The following is a 23,245-nucleotide window of genomic DNA, read 5'->3' as shown; positions in this document are numbered from 1 at the left end:
CCCGCCGGGCCGCGACCGGCCGCGGCCCGTCCCACGGAGAGACAGCCATGCCTGACCAGGGCGGCTCCCGGCAGAACGTCACCTTCCCCGGCGCCGGCTCCGGCGCCCACGACGTCAGCGGTACGGCCGGCGCCGACGGCGCCGGCCGGCAGGCGCGCGGCTACCTCGCGCTGCCGCCGCAGGGCGTCGGTCCCGGAATCGTGGTGATCCAGGAGTGGTGGGGGCTCACCTCGCACATCGCCACCGTGACCGACCGGTTCGCGGCCGAGGGCTTCGTCGCCCTCGCACCCGACCTGTACGGCGGCGCCACCGCGCACGACCGCGCCGAGGCCGCCCGGCTGCAGCGCGAACTACCGGTGGAGCGCGCCGCACGGGACCTGTGCGGCGCCGTCGACCTGCTGCTCGGACACCCCGCGGTGGTCGGGGACGCGATCGGCGTGGTCGGCTTCTGCATGGGCGGCGGCTTCGCCCTGGTGCTGGCCGCCCAGGAGGGCGACCGGGTCGCCGCCGCGGTGCCCTTCTACGGGCTGCCGCGCGATCCGGAGTTCGACTACCGCGGGCTGACCGCCCATGTCCTCGGGCACTACGGCGAGCTGGACGGCTCGATCCCGGTGGCCGCCGTGGACGAGACGGCGATCCGGATCGGGGAGGCCACCGACCGCCGCCCGGAGATCCACTTCTACCCGGCCGGGCACGCCTTCATGAACGACGAGAATCCGGGCGGCCGCTACGACGCCCTGCAGGCGCGGATCGCCTGGCAGCGGACCCTCAGCTTCCTCTGGGGGCACCTCGGCTGAGCGCAGGCGCCCAGCACCGGGCCCGGGCCGGCCGACCGGGCCGGCCGCGCTTGCCCGCCGCGCTCGCTCGTCACGCTTGCCCGCCGCCCTTGCCCGCCACCCTTGCCCGCCACCCTTGCCTGCCGCCCGACTGGGCCACCCGGACGGCCGGCCCCTTCGGCAGGACCAAAAATCGGTTAGACACCTGACCGGGCAACCGTCATAGTCGCGCACGTGCACAGCCAAACGACCCACCCCCGCCGCTTCGCCTGGGCCGGCCGCAACTACCGCATCCAGACCGCCGCGACGGTGGTCAGCGGCCTCGGCAACGCCGGCGCGCCGATCGCCACCGCCTTCGCCGTCCTCGCCGTCGGCGGCTCGACCACCGAGATCGGCTACGTCACCGCGGCCCGGCTGGTGCCGCTGGTCCTGCTGCTCCTGGTCGGCGGCGCGCTCGCCGACCGGCTGCCGCGCCACCATGTGATGGTCGCCGCCAACACCTTCAACGGCCTCTCCCAGGCGGTGCTCGCCGCCCTGGTGCTGACCGGCACGGTGCGGCTCTGGGAGCTGGTGCTGCTCTCCGCGGCCGGCGGCGCCGGCCAGGCCTTCTACGGCCCGGCCTCCGGCGGCATGATCATGCAGACGGTGGCCCCGGAGCACGCCTCGCACGCCTTCTCGGTCTACCGGATGGCCATGAACGCGGCCCAGATCGGCGGCGCGGCCCTCGGCGGCGCGCTCACCGCCACGGTCGGCGCCGGCTGGGTGCTCGCCGTCGACGCCGGCTGCTTCCTGGCCGCCGCCGCCCTGCGGGTCCTGCTACGGGTCGAGCCCGCGGCCAAGCAGCCGCAGGGCGGCGGGATGGTCCGCGAACTGCGCGAGGGCTGGACGGAGTTCGCCTCCCGGCGCTGGCTCTGGGTGATCGTGCTGCAGTTCTCCGTCCTGATGGCCTGCGTCAGCGCAGTCGACGCCGTGTACGGACCGATCGTCGCCGAGACCCGGCTCGGCGGAGCCCGCGACTGGGGCCTCGCCCTCGCCGCCGACGGCGCCGGGCTGGTGCTCACCGGGCTCCTGATGGCGCGCTGGCGCCCCCGCCGGATCCTGCTGGTCGGCAACTACGGCGTGTTCCTCTTCGCCCTGCCCGCGGCCGCCCTCGCGGTGGCCGCGCCGCTGCCGCTGCTGGCGGCCGCGATGTTCCTCTCCGGCGCCGGCGTCACCGTCTTCGGGGTGAACTGGATGATCGCGCTGCAGCAGGAGATCCCGCCCGAGCTGATGTCCCGGGTCTCCGCGTACGACGCCTTCGGCTCGCTGGCCCTGGCCCCGGTCGGCACCGCTCTGGCCGGACCGGCCGCCGGGGCGCTGGGCACCGGCGGCGCGCTCTGGACCTGCGCCGCCGTCACCGTCCTGCTCAGCGTCCTGGTGCTGGCCGAACCGCAGGTCCGCCGGCTGAGCCGGCGCACGGCCGCCGCGGTCGAGGCCGCCGCCGCTCCGGCACCGGTCGGCTGAACGGACCTCGTCGGAGCTCCGGACGGACCCCCGCCCGACCGCCACCTTCCACGGCCGGGCAACCGACGGCCTGCGGTGCGCGTCCGGACGGGTGATGACGACGTCGGACCCCGGGGGCTCCCCATGCCGAAACCACTGCTGTTCCTGGACGTCGACGGGGTGCTCAACCCCGCCTCGCCCCACCCGGACGCGGGCTTCGACGCCCACACCCTGCTCGGCCTCCGCGTGCTGCTCTCCACCCGGCACGCCGACTGGCTGCGCGAACTGGCCGGCGGCTACGAGCTGGTGTGGCGACCACCTGGGAGGAGGAGGCCAATCGGCACATCTCGCCCCTGCTCGGCCTGCCCGAGCTGCCGGTGGTCCGCTTCACCGGGTACGTCCCGCAGCCGGGCGAACCGCGGTCCCGCTGATGCAGCTGATCTCCGGGCGCAAGTGGCCGCCGATCCTGCGGTACGCGCGGGGCCGGCCGTTCGCCCGGGTCGACGACGTGATCCCCGGCCGGCTGGTGCGCCGGGCGCTGCTGCGCCGGGACCGCCTGCTGCTGCCGATCGACCCGGTCCACGGATTGGAGCGTCGGCACGTCGAACGCCTGCTGGCCCGGCCGCCCCGGGCCGGACTGCTGAGCCCGCCGCCGGCCCGCCGGTAGCCTGCCACCGGGATGGGGTCGGCCGGTCGCGGTCGGCCCGTCGAAGCAGGCCGGTCCGGCTCAGCCGGTCGGCAGCCAGCTGACGTGACCGGCCAGCAGGGCGTAGCCCACGAAGGCCACCGTGTCGATCAGCGCGTGGGCGGTCACCAGCGGCATCACCCGCCCCCAACGGCGGTACGCCAGGCAGAAGACCACCCCCATCACCATGTTGCCGACCAGCCCGCCGACCCCCTGGTACAGGTGGTACGAGCCGCGCAGCACCGAGCTGGCCACCACGATCGCCGGCCAGCTCCAGCCGAGTTGGCCGAGCCGGCGGATCACGTAGCCGAGCACGATGACCTCTTCGAGGATCGCGTTCTCCCAGGCCGAGGCGACCAGTACGGGGATCCGCCACCACACGTCGGGCAGGCCGGAGGGGGCGACGGTCAGGTTGTAGCCGGCCGCTTGGGAGATCAGGTAGAGCGCCAGGCCGGACCCGCCGATCGCGGCGGCCACCGCGGCTCCCCGGCCGAGGTCGCGCCGCTTCTGGGTCAGGTCGAAGCCGAGGACGCGCAGCGAGGTGCCTTCGCGGACCAGCAGGTAGCCGACCAGGACGACGGGCATCAGGCCGCGCCCGATGTAGTAGAGCTGCCAGGCCAGGTCCAGCCAGGGGCGGCCCGGGGCGCGGGACCCGTTGAGGGTGGCGACCTGCTGGCCGAGCGCGAGCGGCTGGGTGAGCGAGCCGGCGAAGCTGATCAGGGCGCCGAGGCCGCTGGCGCCCAGCGAGAGGCCGAGGACGATCAGCAGTTCGGCGCCGAGCAGTCGGCGGGACAGGGGCAGGCGCCCGGGCTCGGTCGAGACGGTGCTCACGGCGGCTCCAGCGGGCGGGCTTCGCCCCGGGGTCGGCCGACCGCCGGGGCGATCATCCTTCCATACGGGCGTACGGCCCCACCCGAACCGCCCCGCCCGGTGGCCGCACTCCCTGTCCCGCGCGGGCGCGCGGCGCCCCTCGCACTTCGGCCGCCCACGGCCCTCACCGTCGCGACCCCGCCCGCACCCCGGCCCTCTCCCGCCCGGTACCGACCCCGCCCCGGCCCCCTCGCCGGGCCGCGGGTCAGCCCACCGGCCAGGTGTGCACGGGTTCTCCCCCGCGCATGTACTCGGCGTAGCGCCTGGTCATCGCCGCCAGGGCGGCCGGACGGTCCATCCCGAAGCGTTCGCGCAGCTGGTGGTAGGTGGCGCTCTGCCAGGCCGCGCCGTTGGTCCGGCGCAGGCAGCGCTGCTCGATGATCCCGAGGTAGCGGTCCCGATCGGCCGGCTCCACGCCCCACTCGTCCAGCCCCTGGTAGGCGAGCGGGAGGAGTTCGTTCAGCACCAGGTCGACGGCCGGCACGGCGGTCACGCCGCCGCCCCGGCCGCCCCAGCCCGCCCGCGGCCACTGCAGCACGGCGTCGATCCCGTGCCGCGCGGCGTTGTGGAAGTTCTCGTCGGCCTGGATGAAGGGCAGCCTGGTCCAGATCGGCCGGGGCTGTTCGGCCAGCACCCGCACCAGCCCGTAGTAGAAGGCGGCGTTGGCCAGCGTGTCGGCGACCGTCGGCCCGGCCGGCAGGACGCGGTTCTCGACCCGCAGGTGCGGCACGCCGTCCGCGATGTCGTACACCGGCCGGTTCCAGCGGTAGATGGTGCCGTTGTGCAGGCGCATCTCGGCGAGCTTGGGGATGCCGCCGGAGGCCAGCACCTTGACCGGGTCCTCGTCGTCGCAGATCGGCAGCAGCGCGGGGAAGTACCGGAGGTTCTCGGCGAACAGGTCGAGCGCGGAGTCGACCCAGCGCTCGCCGAACCAGGTGATGGGGCGGACACCCTGGGCCTTGAGTTCGGCCGAACGGGTGTCGCAGGCCTGCTGGAACAGCACCGGGCGGGTCTCCCGCCACAGCTCCCGACCGAACAGGAAGGGCGAGTTGGCACCGAGCGCGACCTGCGGCGCGGAGAGCGCCTGGGCGGCGTTCCAGACCGAGGAGAACCGCTCGGGGGTGACCTGGAGGTGCATCTGCAGCGAGGTGGCGGCGGCTTCCGCGACCATGGTGACGGACTCCAGCTGGAGGCGTTCGACCCCTTCGATGTCCAGCGCGATGTCCTCGCCGCGGGCCGCCAGGATCTGGTCGCTGAGCAGGCTGTACCGCTGGTTGTGGGACATCGACTCCAGGCCGGTGTGGTCGTGCTCCAGGGTCGGCAGGATCCCGATCATCACGATCCGGGCGCCGGCCTCGGCGGCCTTCCGGTCGGCGTAGCGAAGGCCGGTGTCGATCTCCTCGCGCAACTCCTCCAGCACATGTCCGGTGAGCCGGTGCGGGGTGATGTTGACCTCGATGTTGAACTGGCCGAGTTCGGTCTGGAAGTCGCTGGAAGCGATCGCGCCGAGCACCTGTTCGTTGCGCATCAGCGGCTGGCCCTGCTCGTCCGCCAGGTTGAGCTCGATCTCAAGGCCCATCACGGCCCGGGGCCGGTCGAAGCGGTTCTCGCGCAGCATCCGTTCGAGCACGTCGAGACAGGACTGGAGCTTGCGTCGGTACATGTGCCGGTCCGACAGGTCCGCGCGCGTGGCCACGACCTTCTCGCCCATGGGTCCCCTCCTCTAGGCCTACCGTGCAAGCATCATGCCCATCCCGAAGATCGATACCCGAAGGGGTCGAACGTCGTACGAAGCAAGGAAACTGACGCTCTATCAGTCGAATGCCGACTTGCCCTGCACAACTGAACGTGATAAACAGGTCACCCTGCGCACCTGTTCGAGTAGAATTCGCACTGCGCTCAAGCCCGGCCTGCCACCGCTCCGACGTCGACGACGACACCGGGGCCCCCTACGGCGGCAGCCGCGCCCGCACCGCGATCATGCACAACCGGACACGGCCCAGGTCCCGTCACACCAGACACGCCACGCCGGTATGCCGCACTCGCACGCCGATCTCTCACGGAGAGGCGACCCCGCCATGACATTGCAGACACCTCAGCCTCCGCCCAGCGCCCTGCGCGCCGTCCTGGCGGCCCTCGACTCGGAGATCGCGCTGCGCCAGCCGGCCGCCGCCGCGCTACGCCATCCCCACGGCACGCTGCTGCCCGCGCACCCGCTCGCGGTGCACGTCCTGGACGGCCCCAGGCCCCGGCTGACGGCCGCGCGCCGGACGGGCTGGCGGTTCCTGATCAAGGACGGCAGCGAGGTGGCGGCGGCGGCCGAGGTGGTCCAGGGCGTCGAGGGGCACACCTTCTCCCACTTCACAGCCGGGCCCTACCTGGACTCGACGGTCCGGGCGCTGCGGCAGGCCTGGCAGCTCGCGCAGACCTCGCGCGCCCGGCACCAGCCGCGACTGCTGACCTTTCCCGGACAGTACGCCACGGCGCTGTGGCTGCACGCTCCCGACGCGGCGCCGGCCTCCGACCTGCTGATCCCGCTGGCCCCCGCGCCGCTGGGGGTCACCGCGCACCGCGCCTACCCGGCGGCCGACCTGCTGGCGCTGCTCGCCGCCCCCGCGCCGGCCAAGCCGATGGTCCTCGGAGTCTCCTGACCGCTGATCCTCCGGACGGGTCATGCCGGATAGCCCGATCGGGCCATCCCCGGCATGGCCCGTTCAGCATTTATTTCTGCTCCGCGCCATCTGAATGGGTGATCTATGCCCGCGAGTTGTGGCGCATGTCACCAAATTGCTGCGCAAAGGCCGACGGACGCCGACACTGGGAGCCAGCGTGGATGGACCACCTGTCCTACCCACAGATTCGCCGGCTCACACCTGGGCCGGCGGGACAGGATCCGGCTACCGCGGCGGCCACCGGCGGACTTCTCGACGGCAACCGCATCACGGGGAGGATCGCTAGCGAAGCGAGGGTACGACCCATGTGCCAGCACCGTCCGGAGTGCCCTTCGGCAGACTCCGAGGACCGCGAGGCCGCCGCGACCGTGGCCTGCCACCCCGAGCAGGGGTGGAGCCTCCTCTGCAACGGCGTCCTGCTCTTCGAGGACACCGGCGAACTGCTGCCGGACGGCCGGGTGATCGCCCCGCGCCGCCCGCTGGCCTTCGCCGCCTGACCCGCGCCGGCCCCGGCCGTACCCACGGGAAGACCGGCCGCGCGACGAGCGGCCCGGCCGCACGACGACGAGTGGTGGCCCCGGCGGATCGAAATCCGCCGGGGCCACCACTGTGTACCGGGTCAGGTCACGCCTGCGGGCGCGGCACCGGTCAGGCGCCGTACTCGTCCATCGGCGGGCAGGAGCAGACCAGGTTGCGGTCGCCGTACGCGCCGTCGATCCGGCTCACCGGCGGCCAGTACTTGTCCGCCGGGTTCACACCCGCCGGGAAGACCGCCTCCGCACGGGAGTAGCCGCGGGCCCACTCGCCGGCCAGGGTGGCTGCGGTGTGCGGGGCGCCGCGCAGCGGGTTGTCCTCCGCGGCCCACTCGCCCGAGCCGACCTTGTCGATCTCCCCGCGGATCTCGATCATGGCGGCGCAGAACCGGTCGATCTCGTGCAGGTCCTCGGACTCGGTGGGCTCGATCATCAGCGTGCCGGCCACCGGGAACGACATGGTCGGCGCGTGGAAGCCGTAGTCGATCAGGCGCTTGGCGATGTCGTCCACCGTCACGCCCGTCTCCTTGGTGAGCGGACGGATGTCGATGATGCACTCGTGCGCGACCAGCCCGCCGGGGCCGGTGTAGAGCACCGGGAAGTGCGGCGCCAGGCGCTTGGCGATGTAGTTGGCGTTCAGCACGGCGACCTGGGTCGCGTGCTTGAGGCCCTCGCCGCCCATCAGCCGGACGTACGACCAGGAGATCGGCAGGATCGCGGCCGAGCCCCACGGCGCGGCGGAGATCGGGCCGACACCGGTGGCCGGGCCCGCCTCGCTCTGCAGCGGGTGGTTGGGCAGGTAAGGCGCCAGGTGGGCGCGGACGGCCACCGGGCCGACGCCCGGGCCGCCGCCGCCGTGCGGGATGCAGAAGGTCTTGTGCAGGTTCAGGTGCGAGACGTCCGCGCCGAACTTGCCCGGCTTGGCCAGTCCGACCAGCGCGTTGAGGTTGGCACCGTCCACGTACACCTGGCCGCCGGCCTCGTGCACGGCCGCGCAGATGTCGGTGATGGTCTCCTCGAACACGCCGTGCGTGGACGGGTAGGTGACCATCAGCACCGAGAGCTGCTCGCGGTGCTGCTCGATCTTGGCGCGCAGGTCGTCGACGTCCACGTCGCCGTCGGTCAGTGTCTTGACCACGACCACCCGCATGCCCGCCATCACGGCGGAGGCCGCGTTGGTGCCGTGCGCGGAGGACGGGATCAGGCAGACGTCGCGGCCGGTGTCGCCGTTGGCGTGGTGGTAGGCGCGGACGGCCAGCAGGCCGGCCAGCTCGCCCTGCGAACCGGCGTTCGGCTGGATGGAGACCGCGTCGTACCCGGTCACCTCGACCAGCTGCTGCTCCAGCTGGCGGATCAGGGTCAGGTAGCCCTGGGCCTGCTCGATCGGCGCGAAGGGGTGCAGCTGGCCGAACTCGGGCCAGGTCACCGCCTCCATCTCGGTGGTGGCGTTGAGCTTCATGGTGCAGGAGCCCAGCGGGATCATGCCCCGGTCCAGCGCGTAGTCGCGGTCCGACAGGCGGCGCAGGTAGCGCAGCATGGCGGTCTCGGAGCGGTGGCTGTGGAAGACCGGGTGGGTGAGGTACTCGTCCTCGCGCAGCAGCGCGGCGGGCAGCGCCTCGGCGGTCTCGTCGATCTCGACCTGCGGCACGCCGAAGGCGGCCCAGACGCCGGCCAGGTGCTCGCGGGTGGTGGTCTCGTCGCAGGAGACCGAGATCAGGTCGGCGCCGTCCTGGTGGACGTTGATCCCCCGGGTACGAGCGGCGGCGGCGATCTCGGCGGCCCGGCCCGGGACGCGGGCGGTGACGGTGTCGAAGAACTCGCCGTGCAGCAGCTCGACACCGCCGGCGCGCAGCCCGGCCGCGAGCGCGGCCGCGTAGCGGTGGGTGCGGCGGGCGATGTCGGCCAGGCCGTCGGGACCGTGGTAGACGGCGTACATCGAGGCCATCACGGCCAGCAGGACCTGCGCGGTGCAGATGTTGCTGGTGGCCTTCTCGCGGCGGATGTGCTGCTCACGGGTCTGCAGGGCCAGGCGGTAGGCGCGGTTGCCGTCGGCGTCGACCGAGACGCCGACCAGGCGGCCGGGCAGCGAGCGGGCGTACTCGGCGCGGACCGAGAGGTAGCCGGCGTGCGGGCCGCCGAAGCCCATCGGGACACCGAAGCGCTGCGAGGTGCCGCAGGCGATGTCGGCGCCGAGCGAACCGGGCGACTTGAGCAGGGTGAGCGCCAGCAGGTCGGCGGCGACCGCGACGACGGCGCCGAGCCCGTGGGCCTGCTCGATGACGGGCTCCAGGTCGCGCACCACACCGGTGGCGCCCGGGTACTGCAGCAGCACGCCGAAGACGCCGCGCTCGGCGATCTCCGCCGGGATGCCCGCGGAGAGGTCGGCGACGACCACCTCGACGCCGGTCGGCTCCGCGCGGGTCCGGATGACCGCGACGGTCTGCGGCAGGGTCTCGGCGTCGACCAGGAACACGCCGCCCTTGACCTTGGTGACCCGGCGGGTCAGCGCCATCGCCTCGGCGGCGGCGGTGCCCTCGTCGAGCAGCGAGGAGCCGGAGGTCGGCAGGCCGGTGAGGTCGGAGACCACGGTCTGGAAGTTGAGCAGCGCCTCCAGGCGGCCCTGCGAGATCTCCGGCTGGTACGGCGTGTAGGCCGTGTACCAGGCCGGGTTCTCCATGACGTTGCGCAGGATCACCGGCGGGGTGAAGGTGCCGTAGTAGCCCAGGCCGATCATCGGCGTGAGCACCTGGTTGGCGGCGGCGAGCTCGCGCAGCTCGGCCAGTACCTCGGCCTCGCTGCGGCCGGCCGGCAGGTCGAGGCCGTCGATCGAGCGGATCGCCTCGGGCACCGCGGCGGCGGACAGCTCGTCGAGCGAGCCGTAGCCCACGTGGGCGAGCATCTTCTCCTGGGCCCCGGAGTCGGGGCCGATGTGGCGGGTCTCGAAGGGGCTGGCCTGCTCAAGCTCGGCGAGGGTCGCGGAGCTGAGCGGGCGACCGGCGTTCGGCTGGGCGTTCATGATGGTCGAGGCCTCCTGGTCACGGACCGGCGGGGGCGCGCACGCCGGTCGGCCGTGGCCGCTGCGGACAGCGGGCCGGCCCTGGCGAACGAACCCAACAGGCCTCCCCCTCTGTCATCGGGACCTGAGAGCTTCGCCCGCGCGGGATGCCCGAAGCACCCCGTCGGCTTGCACCGTCGGTGAGGGTGGTGGCCGTCGGCTCCCTCGCCGGCGGTCCTGCCCTGCTTTCCAGAGTGACCTATCCCACACGGTACGGATGCCTGAGAGATTCCGGGGAGGAGTTGCTCCTTCGGCGCCCCCGCCAGGATCTCGATGGCCGGGGACTCTCCCGAGCGGGCTCGGCGGTCGCGCCCAGGGTACCAGCGGGAGCCCTCCCGATCACGGGTGCGTCCCGGCTCCGGATCGGAGTACGCACTGGTCCGGGTGGGCGGACGGCCCGCCCGGACGGCGGAGCTCCGCTCGCAGGCGCCCGGTTCATGCCTTTTCGTATGAAGTGGCGGATGGGCCGGACCCTCCAGCCGCACCCCTGCGGGAGTTCCGCAGCAGCATCCGCACCGGAGGAATTGAGTGCAAACCGACATCGACCCCAGAGACCTGATCGGGCACCGGGCGGTCGACCGCAACGGCGACAAGATCGGCACCGTGGACGAGGTGTACCTGGACGACGCGACCGGCGAGCCCGAGTGGGCGGCCGTGCGGACGGGCATCTTCGGCCGCGACGCCTTCGTCCCGCTGACCACCAGCGAGTTCTCGGGCGAGGAACTGCGGGTCCCGTACGACAAGTCGCTGGTGAAGGACTCGCCGGACTTCGGCGTGGGCCAGCACCTCTCCCCCGCCCAGGAGCTCCAGCTGTACCGCTACTACGGGCTCGACACCCCGGCGGACAACCGCTCCGGCGCGGCGAAGGACACCGGCGCCGAGGACCGCCCCGCGGACCTGGACTTCGGCGCCGTGCCCGGCGCGGGCGGCCCGGCCATGGGGATGACGGCGGGGCCGGCGGCTGCCGGCACCGGTGCGGCCGCACCGGCCGCGGCCGGCGCCGCGGTGGCGGGCGGCGCGGTCGCCGGCGCGGCGGCGGGCTCGGCCATGGCCGGGCGGGGCGCCGAGGCCCCCGCGCCGGAGAAGGCCGAGAAGCTGGAGAAGCTGGAACGACCCGTCGAGCCGCCCACGGTCGCGGCGCCCGCCACGGCCGTCGGCATGGCGGCCGCCGCCCCGGCCGCGGCGCCCGAGCGCAAGGCGCCCCTCGCCGAGGAGACCAACGTGCGCGCGGTGAGCGCCCCCGCGCCCGCCGCCGCCCAGCCCGCCCCGGCACCGATGTACGCCAAGCCGGCCGAGGCCGCGCCGCTCGCCGCACCCGGCGCGGACGCCGCGACCTCCTCTCCCGGCGGCCCGGTCGAGATCACCTGCCACGAGGAGCGGCTCGACATCACCACCGAGTGGCAGGCGACGTACACGGCCCGGCTCCGCAAGTACGTGACCAGCGAGACGGTGGAGCGGCACGTGCCGGTGGTGCGCGAGCGCGTCCGGGTGGAGCGGGTGCCCGTCACCGAGGGCGAGCGGGACGCGCTGACCCAGGAGGAGATCGCGGAGGCCGTGGAGGAGGTCACCCTGCGCGAGGAGCGGCCGGTGGTGCGCAAGTACCTGGTGCCGATCGAGCGGGTGCGGCTGGTGGTCGAGCGGTTCACCGACGATCACGTGGTGCGCGAGGAACTGCACCGTGAGCACGTCGAGATCCAGGACGGCGCCCCGGCCGGCGCCCCCGGCCCATCGGCCGCGCACGCCGCGCCGGCCGGACACACCTCCCAGGCGTCGCAGCCGGCTCCGGCCGCCCACTCCTCGGGCAGTACGTCCGGGGGCACCCAGGGCGGCGGCCCCGGAGGGTCGACGGCCGGCCGGCCGGACTCCCCCGCGGACTCCTCGTCGGCCGTCCGGCCGACGGACAGTTCCGCGGCCGCTCCGGCCGCGGCCCAGGCCGGCGTGCAGTCGCGCCCCGAGCCGCTGCGCACGATGAGCTGAGCAGCCCGCCCCCGGCAGACGGGCGGGGCCCCGGGCCGTACGCGGTCCGGGGCCCCGCCCGTCTTCGGCATGCCCCGGGGCCGGTGGCGCGGGGCCGGATCGGCCCGCTCCGCGCCGCTCCGGCCTGCACTTTGCCAAAGCTTCACCGATCGATATTTGACACACTGAAGTATCTGCCGCCAAAGTTACTTCAGCTAGTTCACTTTCACTCGCCTGAAGCAATGTCCTCGGGCACACGTACTGGAGGAAGCACCGTGAGTGAGGCACCACAGCCCACCACCGCGGCAGAGAAGCAGAGCAGTGCCCGGGTACTCCCTGCCCTGATCCTGGCGATGCTGGCATTCAGCGTGGTGCAGACCGCGGTCGTCCCGATCCTGCCCTCGCTCGCCAAGGAACTGAACGTCTCCGGTTCCAACATCACCTGGCTGATGACGGCCAACCTGCTCTCGGCCGCCGTCCTCACCCCGTTGCTCGGCCGGTTCGGCGACCTGCGCGGCCGCAAGCCGATGCTGCTGATCTCGCTGACCGGGCTGGTCGCCGGTTCGGCCCTCGCGGTGAGCACGCACTCCTTCACCTGGCTCGTGGTGGCCCGCGTCCTGCAGGGCGCGGGCGGTGGCGTGCTGCCGCTGGCGATCAGCATCGTCCGAGACGAGCTGCCCAAGGAGAAGGTCACCGGCGGCGTCGCCGGGATCAGCGCCTCGATGGGCGTCGGCAGCGGCCTCGGCCTGGTGGCCACCGGCCTGCTGCTGGAGCACTGGAGCTACAAGTCCATCTTCTGGATGGGCCTGGTCTTCGGTCTGATCGCCGTCGCACTGGTGGCCCTGCGGGTCCCCAAGGACCCGGTCGTCGACACCGAGGGCGGGGCCGACCCGCTCGGCGCGATCGCCCTCGCCGGCTGGCTCTCCGCCCTGCTCGTCGCCGTCAGCCAGGGCAACTCCTGGGGCTGGACCTCCAACAAGACCCTCGGCCTGTTCGCCGTCGCCGCCGTGGTCGCCCTGATCTGGGGGATCATCGAGGTCAAGGTCAAGCACCCGCTCGTCGACATGTCGATGATGTCCCGCCCGGCCGTCGCCTTCACCAACCTGGCCGGTCTGCTGATCGGGTTCGGGATGTACGGCTCCTTCATGGTGATCAGCAACTTCGCCCAGACCCCTGCGCGGCTCACCCACTACGGCTTCACCGCCACCGTGCTGCACGCCGGCGTGATGCTGCTGCCGTCCGCGGTCGGCAGCATGGTCGCCGCCCCGCTCGGCGCCGTCCTGATCGCCCGTCGCGGACCGCGCCTGCCGCTGGTGCTCGGCGGCGTCCTCGGCGCCGTCGCGATGTCCTACCTGGCCATGCGCCACAGCCACGAGGGTGACCTCTACACCGCCTCGGCGATCTTCGGTCTGGGCATCGGCCTCGCCTTCTCCGCGATGCCGGCCTACATCAACGGCGCCGTCCCGGTCGAGCAGAGCGGCATCGCCAACGGCATGAACGCCGTACTGCGCACCGTCGGTGGCGCCATCGGCACCGCCGTGATGGCCGCCATCCTGACCGGCGACACCATCCCGCGCCTGCCCGTCGCCCTGCCGACCCTGAACGCCTACCAGCACGCGTTCTGGACCGCCGCGGCCGTCTGCCTCGTCGCCGGCGCCGTGCCCTTCCTGATCCGCCGGATCAAGCCGGCCGCCCCCGCGGCCGACCTGGCCGACGCACCGGACTCCAGCCCCGTGCTGGTCAAGACCGACGCCTGACGAGGCGTCCTCCCCCGCGCCCCGGGACAGGGCGCGGGGGGACCGGGCCACCGGGGATCGACGAGGGCATCGCGATCACCCAAGGCCCGGCCCGACACGCGGCCCCGCCCGGAACTCTCCGGGCGGGGCCGCTTCGTCGTCCCCGCCCGCCCCGCGGCCGGTCCCGAGCCGCCTCACTCCTGCCGCAGGGGCAGCGGACGGGCCGGCTCCAGCGCCGGATCGTCCACCAGGAAGGTCCGCACCCGGCCCGGGCCGCTCCACGGCGTCTCGAACCGCACGGTGACCCGCCCGACCCCGCTGCCCTGCACCCACCCCGGGCCGAACTCGGTGTGCGTCACGTCCTGCCCCGGCATCCAGCGCCTGACGGCCGGCACCTCCCCGGCCTCCGCCGGCGCCTCGGCCGGCTGCTCCCCCGGCGCCCGGCCGGCCGACCCGGGGGCGTGCCCCGACCCGGCCCCGGTCACCGGCACGCTCACCGGCCCCGGCCCCGATCCCGGCCCCGGCTCGCGCTGCTCGGCCTGTGCCTGCTCCTTCGCCTGCTCCTGTTCCTGCTCCTGCGCCGCCTCGCGCACGGCCTGCGCGAAGAGGTCCTCCTGGGTGTAGTCCGCCAGCTGCGAGACGCCGACGCCGAGCAGCCGCACCCCGCCGGTGACGTCCACCTGGGCGGCCAAGCGGCGCGCCGTGTCGCCGATCACCGTCTCGTCGTCGGTCGGGCCGCGCAGCGTCTCGGACCGGGTCAGCGTGGAGAAATCGAAACGCCGCACTTTGAGCACCACCGTGCGGCCGGAGCGCCCGGCCGCACGGAGCCGGCCGACGCAGCGCGCGGCCAGCACGTCGACCTCGTGCAGGATCCGGTCGCGGTCCGCGAGGTCCACCTCGAAGGTGTCCTCCACCGAGACGGACTTGGCGTCCCGGTCCGGCACCACCGGCCGGTCGTCCAGCCCCAGGGCCATCTGGAGCACCCCCGCGCCGTGCGCCCGCCCGAGCAGCTGCACCAGCTCCGCCTCGCCGGCCTCGGCCAGGTCGGCCACCGTGATCAGCCCGGCCCGGCGCAGCACCTGCTCGGTGGCCGGGCCGACCCCCGGCAGCGCCCGGACCGACATCGGGCCCAGCACCGTCCGCTCCCGGCCGGGCGCGACGAGCACCAGGCCGTCCGGTTTGGCCTGCTCGGAGGCGATCTTCGCCATCAGCTTGGAGCCCGCCGCGCCCACCGAGGCGGTCAGCCCCGTCCGCCGCTCGATGTCGGCCCGGAGGTCCTCCGCCAGGGCCAGTACCAGGGCGGCGCCGTCGGGTGCCTCGGCGATGGCCGGGCCGTACGGACCGGCCGCCAGGTCGACGAAGGCCTCGTCCAGGCTGAGCGGCTCGACCAGCGGGGAGAGCTCCCGCAGCAGGCCCATCACCAGGTCGCTGACCCGGCGGTAGGCCTCGAAGCGGCCGATCAGGAAGGCCGCGTTCGGGCAGAGCCGCCGGGCCTGGGCCATCGGCATCGCGGAGTGCACCCCGAACTTGCGGGCCTCGTACGAGGCGGTGGAGACCACGCCCCGGCCGCCCAGGCCGCCGACGACCACCGGTTTGCCGCGCAGGCTCGGCTTGGCCGCCTGCTCCACCGAGGCGAAGAAGGCGTCCATGTCGAGGTGGATGATGCTCGGCAGTGACCGCACCTGCCGATCATGCCGCAGGGGTACGACAATCAGGCGTCCGCGCGATCGGCACGGCGCGCCCGGGCCCGGCCGGACCTTCCGGGCCTCCAGCGGCGCGGGACCGTACCCCGCGGCGCAAGGTCACCGCCCGGGAGCGGGTCAGCGCCCGCCCGCGTCCGCGAGCGCCCGCGGGATGCCCTGCTCCTGCGGGCCGAGCAGGGCCGGGTCGGGCCGCAGCCAGGCGTTCAGCGCGGCCTTCCCGGCGCCGGGGATCTCCCGCAGGCCGCCGTAGTACCAGGTGGCGTCGTGCCACTCCTGCACCCCGACCGCGTACGCGTCGACGCCCGCGGCCTGACAGAGGGCCAGCGCCCGGCGGACGTGGAACTCCTGGCTGACCAGCACCGCCCGCTCGACCCCGAAGATCCGCCGGGCCCGGGTGCAGGAGTCCCAGGTGTCGAAACCCGCGTAGTCGCCCACCACCCGGATCTCCGGCACGCCGTGCTCGATCAGGTAACGCCGCATCGCGTCGGTCTCGTCGTAGCTGGCCCGCCCGTTGTCCCCGGTCACCAGGATCGCCCGGACCTTCTGCCGCTGGTACAGCTCCAGCGCCGCGTCCAGCCGGTGCGCGAGGTACGGGGACGGCGTGCCGTTCTCCAGGCCGGCGCCGAACACCACCGCCACAGGGGCCTGCGGCACGCTCTGCACGGTGCGGACCCGGTCCGCCGTGCTCGTCCAGAGCCAGGCGCTCGGTGCCAGCGCCACCACGCAGAGCAGGACGAGCAGTTGGAAAGCCCGGCGCTGTCCGCGGCGCTGCCGCAGCCAGGCCGGCCCACCGAGTACGACCCGCACGAAGCGTATGACCCGCACGACCCCTCCTTGATCAGTTCACCACCGGTGACGACGCGACCGGCCCGGACGGTTCCCCGTCCGGGCCGGTCGCCGGTGCTGCCGGATCTCTCGTGCTGTCAGAACACGGGTCGTGCGAGGGGGTTGGCGCACCCGATCGATCGGGCTGTCGCCGGCGCCACGGCGGGCAGCCGCGGCGGCGGGAGGGTGGGGCGGCGGGAGGTGGGCGGCCGTCAGCCCGCGCGGTTGCGCCGCTGCGCCAGCTCGTCCGCCGGGTCCTGGCCGACCAGCGTCTCGCCGGTGTCCGTACGCTCGGCGTGCAACCGGCCCAGGGAGGACTCCAGCTCCTTCCAGACCGCGCCGACCGCGATGCCGAAGACGCCCTGACCGCCCTTCAGCAGGTCGACCACCTGCTGCGGGGTGCTGCACTCGTAGACCGTCGCACCGTCGCACATCAGGGTCAGCCCCGCCAGGTCGCCGACCTCGGCGGACTGCAGGTGGGTGACCGCCACCCGGATGTTCTGCAGCGACACGCCGGCGTCCAGCAGACGCTTCACGATCTTCAGGGTCAGGATGTCGCGGAAGCTGTAGAGGCGGTGCGTGCTGGCCGGGTAGACCGACCGCACACTCGGCTCCAGCAGCCCGGTGCGCGCCCAGTAGTCCAGCTGGCGGTAGGTGATGCCGGCCGCCGCGCAGGCCGTCGGCCCGCGGTAGCCGACCAGCGCGGAGGTGGGGGCGAGTCGTTCGATGTCCGGCTGGCCGCCCTGGACGGCCGGGAAGCGCCCGATCCTGGGCCCGCCCCGGGTCGGCTCGGCGCCGCCGGGCTCCGCCGTCCGGGTGTCCCAGGCGCGGTCCACCCCGGTCCGGCCGGTGCGCTGCACATGCACGGAGCACACGCCACCCACGGCCACGTCATCGCCGGTGCTGGTCATGCCTACCTCCGTCCACCTGTGCTGCGGGGCAACCCGGCCGCGGGTGACACCCCGCAGCCACTCCTGACGGTAGGCAGTCACCCATGGCCCGTCAACGATCGCCACGCCGGGCACACCAAACCGCGTCACTCGGGAGAGTGGTTTTTCGTGCCCCCAGTGTGGGTATGTGGACGACTTTTGGCAAAACCCCGACGGCGGGCCCCACACGCCGGAACGGCCTCCTCGGCCCGAGCCCGCCGATCACCGTGGGTGCGGGGGCCGATCACCACGGGTGGCGCCAGGCGCTCACGGCGGGTGGAACGCCGCTCATCACGGGGGTGGACCGGGCAGGTTCGGCCGTCGGCCTCGGAGGGGCACCCGCAAGGCCCCGAGCCCGTCGGGCCGGCGGAGGACAGCGGAAAAGGCCCGCACCGAACGGGCGGGCGGGGAAGCCGGCGGGCGGCCCCTACTGCTGGCCGCCGCCGAAGTCCTCGGGCGAGACCTGGTCGAGGAACTCGCGGAACTTCTCGACCTCGTCCTCCTGCTCGTCCGGGATCGCGATGCCCGCCTCGGCGAGCACCTCCTCGCTCCCGTAGATCGGAGTACCGGTCCGCAGGGCGAGGGCTATCGCGTCGGACGGACGGGCGCTGACCTCCACACCGCCGGTGAACACCAGTTCGGCGTAGAAGACGCCCTCGCGCAGGTCGGTGATCCGGACCTCGGTGAGCTGCTGGCCCAGAGCCTCCAGCACGTCCTTGAACAGGTCGTGCGTCAGCGGGCGCACCGGCGTCATGCCCTGCTGGGCGAAGGCGATCGCGGTCGCCTCACCCGGACCGATCCAGATCGGCAGGTAGCGGTCGCCCCCGACCTCGCGCAGCAGCACGATCGGCTGGTTCGACGGCATCTCCACCCGGACACCCACGACGTCGAGCTCATTCACAGTCGCAACCCTATGGCCCACACCCCGGATATGAAAGCGCAACCAGGACCGGGCTGGTCACAGCGCTGCGAGCGGCCGTGCGGGGCCACCGCCCGGGACCTAGTGGCGGGCCCGCATCCCGACCTGGACCATCGCCGCATGCAGCCGGACGGACAGCGTGGCGAGATCGCGCGCGGTGGCCTCGGCGTGCGCCCGGGTCTGCGGGTTCCGGTGCCGCCGCAGCGGGGCGACCACCTGGTCCACCAGGGCGACCTCGCGGTCCGCCGCGGCCTTCATCGCGCGCAGGTGGCGCGGTTCCAGTCCGTACCGGCCCAGTTCGGCCACCAGCCGGGCCACCTGCAGTGCCTCGCCGTCGTACCCGCCGTCCGGGCCCGGCACCACCAGGCCGTAGGCCTCCCACTCGGCGAGCTCGCGCTCCCCCGCCTCGGCGGCGGCCAGCAGCTCCGCCCGGCCGAGCCGGACCCCGGAGACCGCGCCGGAGGCCGCCCCCAGCTCGCGGTCGACCTCCTCCATCGGCCCGGGGCGGGTCTCGGGCGCGGGCAGCGCCGGCGGCGCCTCCCCGCGCTCGATCGCGTCCAGGTGCTCGCGGATCACTCTCAGCGGCAGATAGTGGTCGCGCTGCATCCGCAGCACGTACGCCAGCCGCTCGACGTCGGCGGGGCTGAACTTGCGGTAGCCCGAGGGCGTGCGCTGCGGCTCCACCAGGCCCTCCGCCTCCAGGAACCTGATCTTGGAGATGGTGACCTCGGGAAAGTCGTCCCGAAGGAAGGCCAGCACCGCACCGATGCTCAGCAGTTCCTCACCGCGCCGCCGGGGGTCACCCGGACGGTGGACGGTGCGGCCGTGCTGACGGGGGGCCGCGATCACCCCCCTCACACCCTGCTCCGGTCGCGGCTGCGACAGGGGCGCCGGCTCCGGGCCGGGGTGCGCGGGGGTGATCGCCCCGAGAGATGTGGGAGGGTTCGCGCTCACTCGGGCTCCTGCCGAAGTCGTGGTCAGTACCCCCGGTGGTGGCTGGCGAAGAACACCAGCCGGTACTTGCCGATCTGCACCTCGTCGCCGTTGTTCAAGGACACCTCGTCGATCCGCTCCCGGTTGACGTAGGTGCCGTTGAGGCTGCCGACGTCCGCGACGGTGAAACCGCCCCCCGGCGTCCGGCGGAACTCGACGTGCTTGCGCGACACCGTGACATCGTCCAGGAAGATGTCGCCCTGCGGGTGACGGCCGGCCGTGGTCTTGTCCGAGTCGAGCAGGAACCGGCTGCCCGAGTTCGGGCCGCGCTGCACGATCAGCAGGGCGGAGCCCGGCGGCAGCGCGTCGATCGCCGACAGCACCTCGGGCGACAGTGCGGGCTGGGTGCCCGTGCCGGCCTGGGTGGCGTTCGGGTCGTACGACTCGAGGCCGGAGATCGAGATGGTCGAGGTGGTCTCCGCGGCGCCCTCGGGGAGCACGCCACCACGCAGCGCGGTACCGCAGTTGGAACAGAAGCGGGCCGCGACGGGGTTCTGGTTCCCGCACCTGGGGCACGGAGTGGGGCCACCCATGTTCACAGCCTCCTGGCGCGGCAGACCCGACGGGTCGTGCCCGGCGTAGGGATCCGGGGCAAACCCTCCACCCGAGGTTGAGGGTCCTGTCGGGAAACCTATGCGCGGGGCGCCGGAGGGGTCAACCGACGCGCCGTAGCCCGCGGGATTCCCTCCCTGGGGGGCGCCGGTGCCGTCCCTGAAGAGCGGCCGGTCGGTCGCGTACTCGACCCCTTCGGGCGCGGATCGCATGCCCGGCAGGGCGGGCTCTTCGTCGGCCCGGCGGTGGCGCGCGGTGGGCGCCTCGACAGCCGCACCACTGCGGTTGTTGCGGCCGAACAACTTCGAGAAGAAACTCACGGGCGAATCCCCTTGCGTGTGACAGACCCGCCCGCGGGGCAGGGTGAGAACCTCGGACAGGCTGCGAGCCCGGCTGGGCGCCGGGCCGATGGGAGTGGTGCTCCGACAAACAGCGGCACGGACCAGTGTCTCTGACGGCCTTGCGGCAGCCTCCACCGGGGGTTCCCCGCAGGTGACGGACCGTACGAAAGGCGCCCCGTCACTTCGCCGCCGGCTTGGCGTACTGCGGCGTCCGCAGCTCGGTGAGCGCGTCCACGACGATCTTCTGCTGCTCGGCGATGGTGGCGCGGGCCTGGTGACTCTCCAGCGTGCGGACCACCCCGCCGGGGATGTTCAGCGCGGGTGTCAGGTCCTGCGGGTTCCCGACCACGGTGAAGCGGTACGGCTGCGAGATCTTCTTGCCGTCGATCTGCACACCGCCCCCCGGAGTGTCGGTGAAGTAGGTGTTCACCACCACGCGCACGTCGTTGATCTGAATCGCCTCCGCCCCCGCCGCTCTGAGTTCCTGCAGGGTGTCCAGCAGCATATCCGCCTTCACCTGCCCTTGGGGATCATCGACCGTCAGTACGATGCCCGGACCAGTGGCTTTGACCGTCCCGGCGAGGACACCGAGCTCCGTCGACTTCTTCCTGGTCTGTTCCTGGGCCTCCTTGGCCTGGTTGGAGCTGTTCTCCAACTGGGCCATGGACTGCTCGAGCTGTGCCTTCTCCTGCTGGAGACGCTGCTGGCGGCTGTCCAGTTCGTCGAGGATGCGCACCAAGTCTTCCTGGCGGGCGCCGCGCAGCTGGTTGTGGTCGTTGGTGGAGCGCACCTGGATCGCCAGTGCCAGGCCCAGCGAGAACAGCAGCAGCGCCACGACCAGCTGGCCGCGGGACACCCGCGGCGGCCACATCGCCGCCCGGAGCCGCTTGCGGCCGCCGACGGCGGTCGGCACCGGCCGGGGCGCCGACGCGGTGGCGGGCGCGGTGACGGCCGCGGATATCGGCGCCGGCTCGGTACCGGGGACGGGCTCCGCCTCGGCGGCGCCGTCGCCCACGGCCGCGGTTACGGCCGCACCGGCCGTGCGGGCCACCGGACGGGTCCCCGGCACGGCTTCGGCCACAGCCGCAGGAGCGGCTGCGGCCTCGGGCGCGTCCGCCGCTGCCTCCTCCGCATCCGCATCCGGACGCTCGGCGGCGGGCTCGGCCGTCGGTCCGGCGCTCGCCCGCTCGACCTTGCGGAGCCCGGCAGCGCCCAGCACAACCGTGTCCGACTCGACCCGACGCGGCCCGCCCTGACCAGGCTCGGCCCGCTCGGCGCCGGCCGTCCCCCGCCCGGTGACGGGCGTCGGACCGGCCGCCGGGACGGACCCGCCGTTCGGCCCGGCGGGAGCCGTCGGCTCCTCCGCGGACTCCGGCCCGGTCACGGCCGGCCCGATCTCGGCCGGCTCGGACGGCACCTGCCTGGTCGCGCCCGGCGCGGACCCGGCCGGCGCTGCCGCCGGCTGCGGGGCGGGCACGTCCTGGACCTCGGCGGCCTCGGCGGCCTCGGCACCTTCGGTCGCCGGAGCCCGCCCGGGGCCCTTCGCCGTCTCGTCCTGCGCCACGTCCGCTCCTGACTTCCCTGCTGATCCCGGCGGTCCTGCCACTCCCCCCGGTCCTACCGCCCCCGCCGTCCGCGCGGGTACGTCCTCACGTCCGGTCCGCCCCCGGTCCGACTCAGGCCCGGAAGACATGGCGCCTGATCGCGGCCGCGTTGGAGAAGATCCGGATGCCGAGCACGACGACCACTCCCGTGGACAGCTGCGATCCGACCCCGAGCTGGTCGCCGAGGAAGACGATCAGCGCGGCGACCACCACGTTGGAGAGGAAGGACACCACGAAGACCTTGTCGTCGAAGATCCCGTCCAGCATCGCCCGGACACCGCCGAACACCGCGTCGAGCGCCGCCACCACCGCGATCGGCAGGTACGGCACGACGGCGTCCGGCACCTCGGGCTGGACGAAGAGTCCGACGACCACCCCGATCACGAGACCCAGTACGGCAATCACGGTCTAGTTGCTCCTTGTCCCTGCGGAGGGCGACCCGGCGGTCGCGGTCGGCGAGGTGCCGGTCGCTCTGGGCGAGTTGCTGCTGGAGGTCTTGCTGCCGGACGGCTTCGCACCCGGCGCGTGCGCGCCCGTCGAGGAAGCGGACGGCGAAGGGGCGGACGGCACGGCGCCCGGCGTACCGGACGGGCTCGCGCCGGCCCCGGTGGGCGATCCCGAAGCGTCCGGTGCGGCGGCTGCCGGCGAAGGGGGCGCCGACGGTACGGGCTGCGCCGTGCGGAGGGTCACGCCGACCGCGGCCGGCAGGGTCACCTTGCTCTGGACGGAGAGGCTGAACTTGATGCCGTAGCTGTCCTGCAGCAGGTGCAGGTAGTGCCCGGCGACGCCACTCTCGAAGGCGGGGCCCAGCTTGGGTCCGTCGCCGACCGCCAGCACGGTGTACGGGGGCACCAGCGGCCGGTTGTCCACCAGGACGGCCTCCCCCGCGGCCCTGATCGCGGACAGGGCGGTGAGCCGCTGCCCGTTGATGGAGACCCCCTCGGCCCCGGCCTGCCAGAGCCCGTTCACGATCAGCTGCAGGTCCCGGTCGCGGAGCCGCCCGCTGTTCTGGAAGCCCCCGGCCTGCCGGGGGTCCACGTTGCCGCCCGCGCCGGTACCGGCGGCGTCCTCGACCACCAGGCGTATGCCCGGTCCCGAGACCTCTCCGGTTCCGACCGCGCCGGCCAGGTCGGCGAGACCGCCGTCACCGGCGGACTGCAGGGCCTGCTGCTGGGTGCCCTCGACCTTGCGTCGCAGTTCCTGGACCTGCTGCTGCAACCGGTCCGCGGCCCCCGTGGTGTCCGTCACGCGGCGGACCAGCGCGTCGCGTTCCTTGGCGAGGGCCGGCTGGGCGTCGTGGGCGTTCACCGCGCCCACGGTCAGGACGACCCCCACCAGGGCGAGCCCCAGCCCCAGGGTCGCCAGTCCCCGCCGGGTGGTCGGGACCCGGCTGGCCCGTCCGTCGCCCCTGGCCGCCGCCGCCTGCGCGTAGCCCTCGTCCAACCCGTGGTCCATCACACTGGTCAGCAGGGACATCGATGCGTCGGGGCGGCTGTATCGTCCGTCCCTGGCACTCGGCGTCGGCGTCGCTGGCATGCGGACCATCGTCCCACGTCGGCGGAGTGCCCTGACCACAACCCCTGCGCCAGGAAGCCGGATTGCCCGTCGGATCGT

The 23,245-nt window shown here is 73.6% G+C and carries 20 protein-coding genes and 1 riboswitch; of the genes, 8 read left to right on the top strand and 12 right to left on the bottom strand.

Features of this window, described 5'->3' with window-relative positions:
• Positions 1-47: 47 nt before the first annotated feature.
• The 4 genes from OG689_RS33325 to OG689_RS33310 all read left to right on the top strand — a co-directional run bounded on the left by OG689_RS33325 (position 48) and on the right by OG689_RS33310 (position 2,925).
• The gene (locus OG689_RS33325; protein WP_266324541.1) at positions 48-797 is read left to right on the top strand and encodes a dienelactone hydrolase family protein; all 750 of its coding nucleotides are present in this window, start codon (positions 48-50) and stop codon (positions 795-797) included.
• A 213-nt stretch (positions 798-1,010) separates the two neighbouring features.
• On the top strand, positions 1,011-2,279 hold the full coding sequence (locus OG689_RS33320) for an MFS transporter (protein ID WP_266324540.1): 1,269 nt from the start codon (positions 1,011-1,013) through the stop codon (positions 2,277-2,279).
• A gap of 287 nt (positions 2,280-2,566) precedes the next feature.
• Positions 2,567-2,689 carry a hypothetical protein gene (locus OG689_RS33315; protein ID WP_266324539.1) on the top strand — a complete coding sequence of 41 codons (123 nt, stop codon included), beginning with the start codon at positions 2,567-2,569 and terminating at the stop codon, positions 2,687-2,689.
• Positions 2,689-2,925: a hypothetical protein gene (locus OG689_RS33310; protein ID WP_266324538.1), complete on the top strand. Its 237-nt coding sequence runs from the start codon at positions 2,689-2,691 to the stop codon at positions 2,923-2,925. Before OG689_RS33315 ends, OG689_RS33310 begins: the two co-directional genes overlap by 1 nt.
• A gap of 60 nt (positions 2,926-2,985) precedes the next feature.
• Here the strand turns inward: OG689_RS33310 and OG689_RS33305 are convergent, their stop codons facing one another.
• Both OG689_RS33305 and OG689_RS33300 read right to left on the bottom strand, forming a co-directional pair.
• The gene (locus OG689_RS33305) at positions 2,986-3,774 is read right to left on the bottom strand and encodes a CPBP family intramembrane glutamic endopeptidase (protein ID WP_266324537.1); all 789 of its coding nucleotides are present in this window, start codon (positions 3,772-3,774) and stop codon (positions 2,986-2,988) included.
• A gap of 244 nt (positions 3,775-4,018) precedes the next feature.
• Positions 4,019-5,524, bottom strand: coding sequence for a glutamate--cysteine ligase (locus OG689_RS33300; RefSeq protein WP_266324536.1), 1,506 nt, complete (start codon positions 5,522-5,524; stop codon positions 4,019-4,021).
• A 367-nt stretch (positions 5,525-5,891) separates the two neighbouring features.
• Between OG689_RS33300 and OG689_RS33295 the strand changes: the two genes are divergently transcribed.
• Positions 5,892-6,464 (top strand): hypothetical protein, encoded by a 573-nt coding sequence (locus OG689_RS33295; protein ID WP_266324535.1) that lies wholly within the window; start codon positions 5,892-5,894, stop codon positions 6,462-6,464.
• Positions 6,465-6,790: 326 nt separating this feature from the next.
• Complete coding sequence (locus OG689_RS33290) at positions 6,791-6,982, top strand: DUF5999 family protein (protein WP_073927307.1); 192 nt, start codon at positions 6,791-6,793, stop codon at positions 6,980-6,982.
• 151 nt (positions 6,983-7,133) lie between these two features.
• On the opposite strand, the gene gcvP is transcribed toward OG689_RS33290, so the two are convergent.
• Positions 7,134-10,034: an aminomethyl-transferring glycine dehydrogenase gene (gcvP, locus tag OG689_RS33285; protein WP_266324534.1), complete on the bottom strand. Its 2,901-nt coding sequence runs from the start codon at positions 10,032-10,034 to the stop codon at positions 7,134-7,136.
• A gap of 238 nt (positions 10,035-10,272) precedes the next feature.
• Positions 10,273-10,375: riboswitch (glycine riboswitch) on the bottom strand.
• A gap of 226 nt (positions 10,376-10,601) precedes the next feature.
• Between gcvP and OG689_RS33280 the strand changes: the two genes are divergently transcribed.
• On the top strand, positions 10,602-12,050 hold the full coding sequence (locus OG689_RS33280; RefSeq protein ID WP_266324533.1) for a PRC and DUF2382 domain-containing protein: 1,449 nt from the start codon (positions 10,602-10,604) through the stop codon (positions 12,048-12,050).
• 254 nt (positions 12,051-12,304) lie between these two features.
• Entirely contained in the window at positions 12,305-13,786 is a 1,482-nt protein-coding gene (locus OG689_RS33275) for an MFS transporter (RefSeq protein ID WP_266324532.1), read from the top strand.
• Positions 13,787-13,959: 173 nt separating this feature from the next.
• Here the strand turns inward: OG689_RS33275 and OG689_RS33270 are convergent, their stop codons facing one another.
• From OG689_RS33270 to OG689_RS33230, 9 genes are all read right to left on the bottom strand, one after another.
• Positions 13,960-15,447, bottom strand: coding sequence for a DNA polymerase IV (locus tag OG689_RS33270; protein ID WP_266324531.1), 1,488 nt, complete (start codon positions 15,445-15,447; stop codon positions 13,960-13,962).
• A 138-nt stretch (positions 15,448-15,585) separates the two neighbouring features.
• Positions 15,586-16,293, bottom strand: a complete 708-nt coding sequence (locus OG689_RS33265) for an ElyC/SanA/YdcF family protein (RefSeq protein ID WP_266324530.1) — start codon at positions 16,291-16,293, stop codon at positions 15,586-15,588.
• A 212-nt stretch (positions 16,294-16,505) separates the two neighbouring features.
• Entirely contained in the window at positions 16,506-17,204 is a 699-nt protein-coding gene (locus OG689_RS33260) for a MerR family transcriptional regulator (protein ID WP_266324529.1), read from the bottom strand.
• Positions 17,205-17,649: 445 nt separating this feature from the next.
• A complete protein-coding gene (locus OG689_RS33255) occupies positions 17,650-18,123 on the bottom strand; it encodes a bifunctional nuclease family protein (RefSeq protein WP_073927314.1) in 474 nt (157 codons plus the stop codon).
• A gap of 99 nt (positions 18,124-18,222) precedes the next feature.
• On the bottom strand, positions 18,223-18,918 hold the full coding sequence (locus OG689_RS33250) for a MerR family transcriptional regulator (RefSeq protein ID WP_323189391.1): 696 nt from the start codon (positions 18,916-18,918) through the stop codon (positions 18,223-18,225).
• Between the two features lie 200 nt (positions 18,919-19,118).
• The gene (locus tag OG689_RS33245; protein WP_266327628.1) at positions 19,119-19,898 is read right to left on the bottom strand and encodes an FHA domain-containing protein; all 780 of its coding nucleotides are present in this window, start codon (positions 19,896-19,898) and stop codon (positions 19,119-19,121) included.
• Positions 19,899-20,205: 307 nt separating this feature from the next.
• Positions 20,206-20,988, bottom strand: coding sequence for a DUF881 domain-containing protein (locus tag OG689_RS33240; RefSeq protein ID WP_266327626.1), 783 nt, complete (start codon positions 20,986-20,988; stop codon positions 20,206-20,208).
• Positions 20,989-21,703: 715 nt separating this feature from the next.
• Positions 21,704-22,036: a small basic family protein gene (locus OG689_RS33235; protein WP_073927316.1), complete on the bottom strand. Its 333-nt coding sequence runs from the start codon at positions 22,034-22,036 to the stop codon at positions 21,704-21,706.
• Between the two features lie 3 nt (positions 22,037-22,039).
• Positions 22,040-23,167: a DUF881 domain-containing protein gene (locus OG689_RS33230; RefSeq protein WP_323189348.1), complete on the bottom strand. Its 1,128-nt coding sequence runs from the start codon at positions 23,165-23,167 to the stop codon at positions 22,040-22,042.
• Positions 23,168-23,245: the final 78 nt, after the last annotated feature.

Source organism: Kitasatospora sp. NBC_00240, from assembly GCF_026342405.1.
GTDB lineage: Bacteria > Actinomycetota > Actinomycetes > Streptomycetales > Streptomycetaceae > Kitasatospora.
Note: the sequence above shows the minus strand (reverse complement) of the source record. Positions and strands in the feature narration are given on the sequence as shown.

What these genes read in the sequence shown, in the direction of transcription:
- OG689_RS33290 (WP_073927307.1), top strand. Translation starts at nt 6,791, where the DNA reads ATGTGCCAGCACCGTCCGGAGTGCCCTTCGGCAGACTCCGAGGACCGC.
- OG689_RS33260 (WP_266324529.1), bottom strand. Translation starts at nt 17,204, where the DNA reads ATGACCAGCACCGGCGATGACGTGGCCGTGGGTGGCGTGTGCTCCGTG.
- OG689_RS33325 (WP_266324541.1), top strand. Translation starts at nt 48, where the DNA reads ATGCCTGACCAGGGCGGCTCCCGGCAGAACGTCACCTTCCCCGGCGCC.
- OG689_RS33310 (WP_266324538.1), top strand. Translation starts at nt 2,689, where the DNA reads ATGCAGCTGATCTCCGGGCGCAAGTGGCCGCCGATCCTGCGGTACGCG.
- OG689_RS33245 (WP_266327628.1), bottom strand. Translation starts at nt 19,898, where the DNA reads ATGCGATCCGCGCCCGAAGGGGTCGAGTACGCGACCGACCGGCCGCTC.
- OG689_RS33300 (WP_266324536.1), bottom strand. Translation starts at nt 5,524, where the DNA reads ATGGGCGAGAAGGTCGTGGCCACGCGCGCGGACCTGTCGGACCGGCAC.
- OG689_RS33230 (WP_323189348.1), bottom strand. Translation starts at nt 23,167, where the DNA reads ATGCCAGCGACGCCGACGCCGAGTGCCAGGGACGGACGATACAGCCGC.
- OG689_RS33295 (WP_266324535.1), top strand. Translation starts at nt 5,892, where the DNA reads ATGACATTGCAGACACCTCAGCCTCCGCCCAGCGCCCTGCGCGCCGTC.
- gcvP (WP_266324534.1), bottom strand. Translation starts at nt 10,034, where the DNA reads ATGAACGCCCAGCCGAACGCCGGTCGCCCGCTCAGCTCCGCGACCCTC.